Raw genomic sequence first — 10,418 nt, 5'->3', positions numbered from 1 at the left:
CCAAGTCCTGCGTCTGACTGGCCACGCACCCGATCCCCCGATTCGCGGTGAAACTGCCGAAATTTCTGCCAGCGATTCTGCCTGGAGCCCTCGCTCCTGTCTACGGACGATGTTCAAGGCGGTCAAGGTCGTGACCGCTTTCGTCAAGTGCCAGGAAGGAGGGCTCCAACGAGGACCTGGCCCGGTCTGATAGTAACGCCACAAATCCAAGCGATCACACTACGACATGATCGATATTACGACTTCCTCCCGCAGAGTGATCGTGCTGCAAGGGCGGGTCATACGACCGGACTAGGTGGCCGAGACCGGTCACACGACCGGGTGACCTTGCCCCCTCTGTCCCAGGGGGTGGTCTGGGTGACCGTTCCGGCCGGTCCGGCCGGTCCGGCAAGGGTGACCGAACCACCGCAAGAGCTCCAAACCCACCATCGGCACAAACAAAAGAAGGAGCACACAACAACTGTCGACAACTGGCTAACAGGCAAGGACCCTCCGCCACATTGCGCGATAGCTCACGCCACTGGCCGACTGTCGATCGAGATTGTTCGTGCCACTGGCACCATCCTCAAGGAAAAGGAGTACCAAGTGAGGCAACCGTTCTCCGGCCGCCGCCTCGGCGCTGCCACTGCACTGACTGCGGTCACCCTCGTCGGTGGAGGCTTGGCGATGGCGCCGGCCGCATCCGCCGGCACGGCCGCCGCGGCCCCTGCGAAACGGGCCGCCGCAGCCTCTGCCCCTGCCAGCGCACCGGGGTCGAAAGTGACGCCCAACAACAGCGCGACGGGCTGCAAGGAGCAGCTCAAGGCGTGGGGCTACGGTAACGCGCTGCAGAATTCGATCTGTTGGTCGACGTGGGCCGCTGCCTTCGCAAACGCGACGAAGGCCTTTGCCGTGTGCACGCCCGCAATGATAGGCACTGGCGTACCTTGGAAGATTGCGGGCGCCGCGTGCTATCTTGCAGCGTTCGGCTGACCTGGATCCGTACAGGACAATTCCCTCATTCGGAATTGGCATAGATTAATTCAACGGGAGTGCCCTGACGGCTGGGATGATCCAGTGTTCCAGAACACAATCAGCCTGGACCGAAAGGGCACTCTCTATGGTTGGTGTCGGCTCTGAGACTTAGGTCCAGAACCAAAATGATTGCCTCGATCACCACACAATGTTTCCCTGAAGCGACCATTCTCTCCCAGAAGGGTGCTTCGACATGACTAGAAGATCAATCACGGCCGCGCTGACGGCCGCCGGAGTCACGATTGGCGGCATGATCGCGACAGCGGCAATCGCAACGTCGGCGCGCGCCGACACGCTGATCGCAGAGTGCTTCTACAATGACCAGGCTTGCAGGATCCCGGCGCGGGCCGACTGCAATGCCGAGGCCGCTGCCGAAGGCGGTACCTGTGAAATGACCATGCCTAACATCGACTATTGCGACTACTGGGTCATTAACGGCCACGGGTAGCGACCCGTTCCGAACATGTTCCGGATCATGGTCTGGGCGGCGTGGATGCAAAGGGCCGGCGGCGTAGTCTTTGATCATGGATGCTGTCGCCGACTTCTCTCCGCGTGATCGTCTCCAGTATGACCGTGCGGTGCTGGCGGGTCGTGACGTATCCGCTCCTGTGAGGGTGACTGGCTTCTTCTCTCTGCCGTCTCCAGGTGTTCGGCCAAGCGCCACCGAGACGGCGCTGGAAGACCTTGAAGTAAGTCACATCGTCACCGATGAGGAGATCATCAGTGACGGTTACTGGCAACGGCGGCCAAGGTCTTGGTCGTATGGTTCCCCGCCGGAGGGTTACGGCAGCTTCGAGGCGTGGTCGGCCCCGGCGCGAGCTGGGATGATTCCCGATCACGATCACTCCTTCGTCATGTCGGCGAGTCGGCCCCGCGCCGACAGGGATTGTTCGACGGGGCACAGAGGGCTGGGGTGCGGCCCTGGCCGCGTCGGCACCGCGCCTCGGGGGTAGTTCGTGCTCACACGGACGGTGCGCCCCACAGTCCCGATCGGCCCCGCGTCGGCGGGGATAGTGTGGGCCACACGGTTCCGGGCGGGTGTGCCGGGTCGTCGGCCCCGCGCCCGTGGGGATAGTCCCGTCGTCGTCACCGACGACGGGACGTCCTACAAGGTCGGCGGGGCGGCGGCCCGTTTCGCAGGGGCCGCGGCGGCCGTGCCGGCGGATGCGGCCGGCGCAGCACAAGATGCCCGGCATGGCCCGCGTCTACGAGCATGTGACCCCGGAGATGAAGCGCCGGGTACTGGAAACGCTCCAGGAGCGTTGGGAGGCCTCCCTGCTGGCCCTTCGCGGCCGGGACCGCGCACGACTCCTCGCGCTCCACCCGCAGATGCAAGAACAGATCAATCGACTGACGGCGCGGCGACAGGCCGAGGCGAGCGAGGGCGACAAGATCATCGCCCAAATATCGCCCAGACAAGCCTGAAGCCCCGCCTCTCTGGAAGAGAAGCAGGGCTTCTGACCTGCACTTTCACGTGGTGGGCGATACTGGGATTGAACCAGTGACCTCTACCGTGTCAAGGTAGCGCTCTCCCACTGAGCTAATCGCCCTCGCGAAGCAGAGTGTGCTTCAGAGGTGGAGACGGGATTTGAACCCGTGTACACGGCTTTGCAGGCCGTTGCCTCGCCTCTCGGCCACTCCACCGAGTGAGGCCTTGGGAGACCTCTCCGAGCGGACGACGGGATTCGAACCCGCGACCCTCACCTTGGCAAGGTGATGCTCTACCAGCTGAGCCACGTCCGCGTGTCGGTGGGGCGTCCCCCCTCCGGCAACGGGCTAAACATTAGCGGATACTCGGCCCAACCCCCAACTCGATTGCCCGGCGGCGTCGGCGGGTCGATCCTTCGACGGTCGTCGAAGCGTGCCGGGCGTACCGTCGAATCATGCGAGCACCGTACGACTCCGACATCGCGCCGGTGGCGGCCCTGCTGGCGGACCGGACCCGCGCCTCGATGCTGACGGCACTCCTCGACGGGCGTCCGCTGTCCGCGGGGGAGCTGGCCCGGACGGCGGGGGTCAGCGCGGCGACGGCGAGCTCTCACCTGGCCAAGCTACTCGACGGTGATCTCGTCACCGTCGTACGGCAGGGGCGGCACCGCTACTACCGCCTGAGAGGCGCCGAGGTGGCCGCCGTCATCGAGGCGATCAGCCGGATCAGCCCCGACGTCGAGGTCCGCAGTCTCCGTCAGTCGCGGCAGGCGCGCGCCCTGCAGGAGGCCCGTACGTGCTACGACCACCTGGCCGGCCGGGCCGGTTCCGCGTTGTTCGAGGCGATGCTCAGCCGGGATCTCCTCGAGGTCGTCGATTCGTCGTACGACGATCCGGCGAACTCCACCTACGAGGTGACCGACAAGGGGGAGCGGCAGCTCGAGTCGATCGGCGTCGACGTGGGCGCGGTCCGCCGGGCGCGCCGGAGGTTCGCCGGGCACTGCCTCGACTGGACCGAGCGCCGCCCGCATCTGAACGGCGCGCTCGGCGCGGCGCTCACCGCCCGGATGATCGAGGACGGCTGGTTCGAGCGCGGGTCGGCGCGGCGGGCCCTGTTCGTAACGGAGAAGGGGCGTGGCCGCCTGGCCGACGTGTTCGGCTGCGTCCTCGGCTGAGCCGGCCGCCCTGGGCGTGTCCGTCCCGGGCGCATCCGTCCCGGGCGGGTCCGTCCTGGGCGGGTCCGCACCGGGCGGGCCCGCATCGGCTGGGGCCGCGCCGGCCGCCGGACCCGGCGTCTCTCTCGGCCCGGCGAACGCGGCGTTCAGGGGCCGGCGTACGCGGGTGTCCGCGGGAACGGTTGAACCACTGGTCACGTGGCTGCGTCCGATATCTGGCACTCACGATGTTTGAGAGGGCTGGACACATTAAGGTGTCGCATGCGCCCTAGCGACGTATGGGCGCGGAGAGGTGACAAAGCGGTGAGCGGGGAGCGTAGGTTCTTCCGTCGTGATCGGCTGACCGGCCTGATCGCGATCGGTGCGGTCGGGGCGCTGTGCGTTGCCGCCGTCGTGTTCGGTGTAGGGATGGCCAGTGCCAAGTACCACCTCGCCGACGTGGGGGGTTGGCTGACGTCGTCGAAGAAGGGCGAGGTCGTCCACGTCAACGGTCTGTCGGGCAAGGTCGACGGCAAGGTGACGTTGTCGGGTACGGCGGGCCACAAGATGAAGGTGGTCCAGCAGGGCGGCGTCGTCCTGATCATCGACGAGACGACCGGCGTCGTCAGCCGCGTCGACCCGGCGCACCTCAACGTCGTCCAGGGCGTCGCCTATCGGGGCGCGGCCGGCATGCAGGTGGTGTCGGGGTCCGGGGCGGCGTACGCGCTCGATCAGAAGGGCAGCGTGCAGCGGTTGGACCCGATGACGCTGGCCACCCAGGGCGATCCGATCAGCCTGACCGGGCCGCTGGGCGCGGCCGCCATCGACGCCAAGGCGACCCTGTGGGTGCCGACGACCGCCAACGGGCAGGCGGCGAACGTACAGGGCAGCCGTCCGGGGCAGCCGGTGGGCGTCGGCCGGGCCGGCGACGACCTGCAGCTCACCGTCGCCGGCGGAACCGCCGTCGTCACCGACTTCACCACGGCCGAGAGCCTCATCCTGGGCGCGAACGGCGTGCAGGTGAAGGTGAAGCTGCCCTCGGTCGTGTCCCAGGTGGGCAAGTACAAGGTGTTCGCGCCGACGAGCACGGACGGGCAGTTGGTGCCCCTGCTCGCCGGCAAGTCCCTGATCGTGCTCAACTCGGGCAACGGCTCGCTCAGTAGCGTTGCGCTTCAGCTGCCGAACCACCAGTTGCAGACGCCCCAGGTGCTGGGTCAGAAGGTCTACATCCCGGACGCCAGCTCGGGCAACCTCCTCGTGTACGACGCCGCGACCAACCGGATGGACCCCCAGGTCCCGGTCACCGGCAAGCCCGGCCCGATGGATGCGTTCGTCAAGGACGGCCTGCTGTGGGTGAACAACCCGAACAGCCCGAAGGCGGTCGTCGTCGACGGCTCCGGCGCCCACAAGCCGATCCAGAAGTACACCGGCGACGTGCCCGGCGGCTCCGAGAACCCGATCCCGAAGGCCGGCGGCGGGGACGAGGGCCTGCCGACGCCAAAGCTGCCCGTGCACCCGAGGCTGCCGAAGCTGCCGATCACGCCGCCGAAGCACAAGCCGGACCCGCCGAAGGTGACGCCGCCGAACCAGCCGACCAACCTGCGGGCGGCGGCGCAGCCCGACGGGAGCATCAAGGTCGACTTCCAGCCCGGCGGTGGCGGGGCGGCGACCGGCTATCGGCTCGTCGTGCCGGCGGGCCTGACGGCCACGCCGGGGCGGATCTCCGCGGACGGGCCGGACTACACGTTCACCGCCAAGGGCGGCACCTGCGGCCAGGAGTACCAGTTCGCGGTGGCGGCGCTGTACAAGAACGGCGACCACCAGTCGGAGATCCAGTCCGGCTACACCGATCCGACCCTGTCCTGCACGCAGCCGGACGCGCCGAGCGGCATCACGGGCACCGGCACCGCGCAGGGCGCGCAGGTGAGCTGGCAGGCCCCGCCGAACGCCAAGGGCGTCACCTACAAGGTCCAGGTGACCGGCCCGAAGACCTTCACCCAGGACAACTTCTCTGGCACGTCGCTGACGATCCCGAGCATCTGGACGAACGGCTCGTACACCATCAACGTGACCGCCTCCAACGGCGCCGGCGGCAAGTCCGCCAGCGCGAGCCAGACGCTGACGGGCCCGGCGCAGCACTACCCCGGCCAGAACGCGGGCAACCCGGGGGACAAGAGCTTCCTTCACAGGGTCCCGGCCAATGACAGCGACCGGAGCAACTACATCACCGACTTCAACAACCAGAGCGTTACCGTCGACTGCCAGAAGATCGGCGGGCAGTTCACCCACAGCAACGGGAAGGCGTACTTCTCCGGCAAGCTTTGGGACTACATCCACTACGGCGGCCACCAGGGCTACATCATCGGCTACCTGGTCAAAACGCCGCGGCAGCCCGACTGGCAGAACTACAACGGGCTCCCGCTCTGGGAGTGTGCCGGCTGATGTCGGTGGAGGCGTACGGGGCGCCTGACGCGGAGGCACTGGCAGGGCGGTTCGCGCAGCTGTTCGGCGCGCTCGCGGGCAACATCGAGCGCGTCATCCGCGGCAAGCGGGAGAACGTCGAGCTCGCCCTGCTGTGCCTGCTCAGCGAGGGTCACCTGCTGCTGGAGGACGTGCCGGGGGTCGGCAAGACGACCCTCGCACGCACTCTGGCGGCCAGTGTGGACGCGCGCTGGACGCGGATCCAGTTCACGCCCGACCTGCTGCCGTCGGACGTCACCGGTGTCTCGATCTTCAACCAGTCCAACAGCCAGTTCGAGTTCCACCCCGGCCCGATCTTCGCGAACATCGTCGTCGCCGACGAGATCAACCGCGGTTCGCCGAAGACCCAGTCGGCGCTGCTGGAGGTCATGGAGGAGCGGCGGGTGACCGTGGACGGGCGGCCGCATCCGGTGCCGCGGCCGTTCATGGTGATCGCGACGCAGAACCCGGTCGACATGGACGGCACGTACCCGCTGCCGGAGGCGCAGCTCGACCGGTTCCTCATGAAGATCTCGATGGGGTACCCCGACCACGCCTCGGAGGTCGCCGTGCTGGCCGGGACGCCGACCGGGCCGCTGATCGACCAGCTGCCGAAGGTCGCCGGCCGTGACGACGTGAAGAACATGATCGACTTCGCGTCCCGGATCCACGTCGCGCCGCAGCTGTACGACTACCTCGTGCAGATCGTCGCGACGACCCGTCACCACCCCGACATCCGCCTGGGTGCCAGCCCGCGGGCGAGCCTGGCGCTGCTGCGCGCCGTACGCGTGCGGGCGGCGGCCGCCGGCCGGTCCTTCGTCGTCCCCGAGGACGTCAAGACCCTCGCCGCCCACGTGATCGCGCACCGGCTCATGCTCACGCCCGAGGCCGAGCTGCGCGGCCGTACCGCGCCGGAGCTGGTCGCCGAGGTCCTGTCCCGGGTCCCGGTGCCGCAGTCCGCCGGGGTCTGAGGGTGCTCACGCCGGTCGGCTGGGGGGTCGCCGCGGCGTCGGCGGTGCTGTACGTCGGCGGCGCCCTCCTCGGCTACCCGGAACCGGTCGCTCTCGCGGTCGGCGGCCTCCTCGCCGTCGTGGCGGCGTTGCTGTGGACGCTTCCGCAGCCGAAACTCACCGTCGAGCGGGAGATCACGCCGCTGCGGGTGGCGCGCGGCGAGCCGGCCGACGGCGTCCTGCACGTCACCAACACCGGCCGGGCGCGCCGGGCGGGGATGCGGGCGTACGACGCGTGCGGCGGCGGGCGGATCGAGGTACGGGTGCCCGTGCTGCGGCCCGGCGCGACCGAGACGGTCGACTATCGGCTGCCCACGGAGCGGCGGGGGGAGATCCCGGTGGGGCCGCTGCGGCTGGTCCGCGCCGACCCGTTCGGGCTCGCCCGCCGGGTCCGAGAGTACGGGGAGCCGCGGACGCTCCTGGTCCGCCCGAAGACGATCCCGCTGCCGCTCCTGCCCTCCGGACGCAACCACCACCTGGAAGGGCCCACGTCGGACACCGCGCCGGCGGGCACGGTGACCTTCCACGCGCTGCGCGAGTACGTCGTCGGCGACGACCTGCGCCACATCCACTGGCGCTCCAGCGCCCGCACCGGCACGCTGATGGTCCGCCAGCTCGTCGACGCGAGCATGCCGCAGACGACGATCGTCGTCGACACCGGCGCCGCCGCGTACGCCGACCCGGACGACTTCGAGCTCGCCATCGACGCGGCGGCGTCCGTCGCGGCCGGCGCGGCCCGCATGAACTTCCCGGTCCGCGTCCTCACCGGCGACGGGCCGCTGGTGGAGACCCGTGGCGGTGCCCACGACGTCGAGGCCATCCTCGATCGGCTGGCGCGCCTGTCCCGTACGGACGTGGCGCACGCCGCGGTCGAGGTGGCTCGTCGCGTACGGGCGGGCGGGGCGCTGGTGCTCGTCACCGGCGGCCGCGGCGAGATCTCGGGGGCGGGGGCGCTGCGCCGCCGCTTCGACCGCGTGGTGTGCGTCCGGATCCGTCCCGAGGCGCCCGGTCCGAGCCTGCCCGGCGTCGCGCTCATCGAGATCTCCGACCTGGAGGAGCTGCACGCCGCCTGGAAGGGTGCCGCGCGATGACGACGACGGCCCCCCCGGAACCGCAAACCGACGAACCGCCCGCGCCGAGGCCGGGCCCCGGCCTGCGGGTACGGCTCATCACCGCGCTCGTCATCGTCGTGGCGCTGGCGGCGACCGGCGGGCTGGCGTTCCACCGGGTCTTCGCGCTCGGCGACCTGGTACCCGTCATCACCGTCGCGGCCGTCACGCCCGTGCTGCTCGCCGCGCTGCCGTCCTGGCCGCGCCGCCGGACCTGGCCGCTGTGGATCTCGATCGTGACCACCGTTGCGGCCTGGACGCTCGTGGCCGGCCTGACGCTCTTCCACGGCGACTTCACGGTGATCGGCGGCGCGCTCCGCGACTCGTGGAAGGGCACGCTCACCTCGCTGCTGCCCGCCCCCGGGCGGCCCGAACTCCTCGTCCTGCCGCACGTGCTCGTCTGGCTGGCGGGCTACGCGGGCGCCGAGCTCACCCTGCGCACGGAGACGAAGGCCGCGCCCGCGCTGCCCTCGGTCGCCGTCTTCTGCGTCGCCCTGCTGCTCGGCGTGGGCGGGCCGGGCTCCAACCTCCCCGTCACCGCCGCCCTCGTCGGGCTCGTCGGCGCGCTCACGATCGTACGGAGCGGCGGACGGCCGCTGTGGCTGCTCACCGGAGTCCCGGCGGCGGCCGCGCTGGGCCTGTTGGCCGCGGCGGTCGGACCGTACCTCCCCATGAAGGGCGAGGCGTACGATCCACGGGCGACCGTCAAGGCCCCGCCGCCACAGCAGCGCGACAGCATCAGCCCCCTCGACCGGGTGTCGGCCTGGCTGCAGACCCCGGACCAGCAGATGTTCACCGTCCACGCCGGCGCGCCCGAGGACTGGCGGCTCGCCGTCCTCGACCGCTTCGACGGCGTCACCTGGACCTCGGGCGCGCGGTTCGTCCCCGCCGGCAGCCGCATCCCGGACGACGACCACGTCCGCCGTACACGCGTCGTCCAGCACTTCGCCATCCAGGACCTGCCGGGTGTGTGGGTGCCCGCCGCCGACCGCCCCCGGTCCATCGAGGGCCTCCCCGTGACGACCGACCCCATCAGCGGAGTGCTGACCGCGGGGCAGCCGCTGCGCTCCGGCCAGGCGTACACGGTGACCTCGATGGTGCGCGACTACGACCCCGACCGGCTCGCCGCGGCCGAACCCGCCCGGGACGCCGAGGCCCAGGCCGCCACCGCCCTGCCCGAGTCGCCCGGGACCACCGCGAAGACCGCCCAGGTGCCCGAGTTCCGCAAGCTCGCCGAGCAGATCACCAAGGACCAGGACACGGCGTTCCAGCGCGCCGCGAGGCTCGCGGACTACCTGCGGACCGCGGCCAAGTACGACGTGACCGGCCTGCCCGGCCACACGTACGCGCAGCTGCGCTACTTCCTTACCCGGTCCAAGCGCGGCACCTCCGAGCAGTTCGCCACCGCGTACGCCGTCCTGGCGCGCTCGATCGGGCTGCCGACCCGGATCGTCGTCGGCTTCCGGCCGGGCATCGGCGGCAACGGATCCTGGCAGGTCCGCTCCGGCGACGTGCTCGTCTGGCCCGAGGTGGACTTCACCGGCCTAGGCTGGGTGCCGTTCTTCCCCACGCCCGAACAGGCCGGTACCTCGGGCAAGTCCGACGGGGTGCCGGCGGGGGAGACGCAGCAGAAACTCGAGGCGGCGCAGAAGAACGCCGCGGCCCGGAAGAAGGCCGGCGGATCCGGCAACGGCCCGGGCGCGTCCCCGCCCAAGACGTCGCCCCGGCGCGCGCCCGCGGCCGCGTCGACGCCGTGGTGGGTGTACGTCCTCGCCGCGAGCCCGGCGCTGCCGGCGCTGTACGTCCTCGGCGTGCTGATCGTCCCGGTGCTCCGGCGACGCCGCAGGCGCGGCGGTGACACACCCGCCGAGCGGATCACCGGCGCCTGGGAACAGACCCGCGAGGAACTGCGCGCGGTCGGCCTGCCCGCCACGTCGACGCTGGCCGCCCACGAGATTGCCGAGTACGGCGCCGAACGGGTCGCCGGGGCCGAACCCCACCTGCGCCCCCTCGCCGACCTGGTCAACCGGTCCGAGTACGCCGCGGCACCGCCCGCGCCCGGCGCCGCCCAGGCCGCCTGGGAACACGCCAACGCGATCACCCGCCTGGTCCGGCGCACCGTCGGCCCGCTCCGGCGCCTCGGCCGCCGGCTGCACCCCCGCTCCCTGAGCCTGCGCTGAACCCGGTCGGCGGCGCTTGCGGCGAGCCGCCCTCTGTGGCCCTTCGCGCCCGTGTCGAGCCGC

General features: G+C 70.4%; 8 protein-coding genes and 3 tRNA genes. 8 read left to right on the top strand and 3 right to left on the bottom strand.

Annotated elements, in window-relative coordinates:
- Positions 1-357 precede the first annotated feature (357 nt).
- The 3 genes from AB0I04_RS20450 to AB0I04_RS20440 all read left to right on the top strand — a co-directional run bounded on the left by AB0I04_RS20450 (position 358) and on the right by AB0I04_RS20440 (position 2,439).
- Positions 358-972 (top strand): hypothetical protein, encoded by a 615-nt coding sequence (locus AB0I04_RS20450; protein WP_360886550.1) that lies wholly within the window; start codon positions 358-360, stop codon positions 970-972.
- A gap of 235 nt (positions 973-1,207) precedes the next feature.
- Complete coding sequence (locus AB0I04_RS20445; RefSeq protein WP_360886548.1) at positions 1,208-1,462, top strand: hypothetical protein; 255 nt, start codon at positions 1,208-1,210, stop codon at positions 1,460-1,462.
- Between the two features lie 746 nt (positions 1,463-2,208).
- A complete protein-coding gene (locus AB0I04_RS20440; RefSeq protein ID WP_360886546.1) occupies positions 2,209-2,439 on the top strand; it encodes a hypothetical protein in 231 nt (76 codons plus the stop codon).
- 50 nt (positions 2,440-2,489) lie between these two features.
- Here the strand turns inward: AB0I04_RS20440 and AB0I04_RS20435 are convergent.
- From AB0I04_RS20435 to AB0I04_RS20425, 3 genes are all read right to left on the bottom strand, one after another.
- A tRNA-Val gene (locus AB0I04_RS20435) sits at positions 2,490-2,564 on the bottom strand.
- A 23-nt stretch (positions 2,565-2,587) separates the two neighbouring features.
- A tRNA-Cys gene (locus tag AB0I04_RS20430) sits at positions 2,588-2,658 on the bottom strand.
- Between the two features lie 26 nt (positions 2,659-2,684).
- Positions 2,685-2,757, bottom strand: a tRNA-Gly gene (locus AB0I04_RS20425).
- Between the two features lie 140 nt (positions 2,758-2,897).
- Here AB0I04_RS20425 and AB0I04_RS20420 point away from each other — a divergent pair.
- From AB0I04_RS20420 to AB0I04_RS20400, 5 genes are all read left to right on the top strand, one after another.
- Positions 2,898-3,617, top strand: a complete 720-nt coding sequence (locus tag AB0I04_RS20420) for a winged helix-turn-helix domain-containing protein (RefSeq protein ID WP_360886544.1) — start codon at positions 2,898-2,900, stop codon at positions 3,615-3,617.
- Between the two features lie 303 nt (positions 3,618-3,920).
- Positions 3,921-6,038, top strand: coding sequence for a hypothetical protein (locus tag AB0I04_RS20415; RefSeq protein ID WP_360886542.1), 2,118 nt, complete (start codon positions 3,921-3,923; stop codon positions 6,036-6,038).
- A complete protein-coding gene (locus AB0I04_RS20410) occupies positions 6,038-7,027 on the top strand; it encodes a MoxR family ATPase (protein WP_360886540.1) in 990 nt (329 codons plus the stop codon). The genes AB0I04_RS20415 and AB0I04_RS20410 overlap by 1 nt, the downstream gene beginning before the upstream one ends.
- A 2-nt stretch (positions 7,028-7,029) precedes the next feature.
- Complete coding sequence (locus tag AB0I04_RS20405; RefSeq protein ID WP_360886538.1) at positions 7,030-8,157, top strand: DUF58 domain-containing protein; 1,128 nt, start codon at positions 7,030-7,032, stop codon at positions 8,155-8,157.
- Positions 8,154-10,355: a DUF3488 and transglutaminase-like domain-containing protein gene (locus AB0I04_RS20400; protein ID WP_360886536.1), complete on the top strand. Its 2,202-nt coding sequence runs from the start codon at positions 8,154-8,156 to the stop codon at positions 10,353-10,355. Before AB0I04_RS20405 ends, AB0I04_RS20400 begins: the two co-directional genes overlap by 4 nt.
- Positions 10,356-10,418: the final 63 nt, after the last annotated feature.

This window comes from Actinoallomurus sp. NPDC050550 (assembly GCF_040655075.1).
Taxonomy (GTDB): Bacteria; Actinomycetota; Actinomycetes; order Streptosporangiales; family Streptosporangiaceae; genus Actinoallomurus.
Note: the sequence above shows the minus strand (reverse complement) of the source record. Positions and strands in the feature narration are given on the sequence as shown.

What these genes read in the sequence shown, in the direction of transcription:
- AB0I04_RS20445 (WP_360886548.1), top strand. Translation starts at nt 1,208, where the DNA reads ATGACTAGAAGATCAATCACGGCCGCGCTGACGGCCGCCGGAGTCACG.
- AB0I04_RS20440 (WP_360886546.1), top strand. Translation starts at nt 2,209, where the DNA reads ATGGCCCGCGTCTACGAGCATGTGACCCCGGAGATGAAGCGCCGGGTA.
- AB0I04_RS20420 (WP_360886544.1), top strand. Translation starts at nt 2,898, where the DNA reads ATGCGAGCACCGTACGACTCCGACATCGCGCCGGTGGCGGCCCTGCTG.
- AB0I04_RS20410 (WP_360886540.1), top strand. Translation starts at nt 6,038, where the DNA reads ATGTCGGTGGAGGCGTACGGGGCGCCTGACGCGGAGGCACTGGCAGGG.
- AB0I04_RS20400 (WP_360886536.1), top strand. Translation starts at nt 8,154, where the DNA reads ATGACGACGACGGCCCCCCCGGAACCGCAAACCGACGAACCGCCCGCG.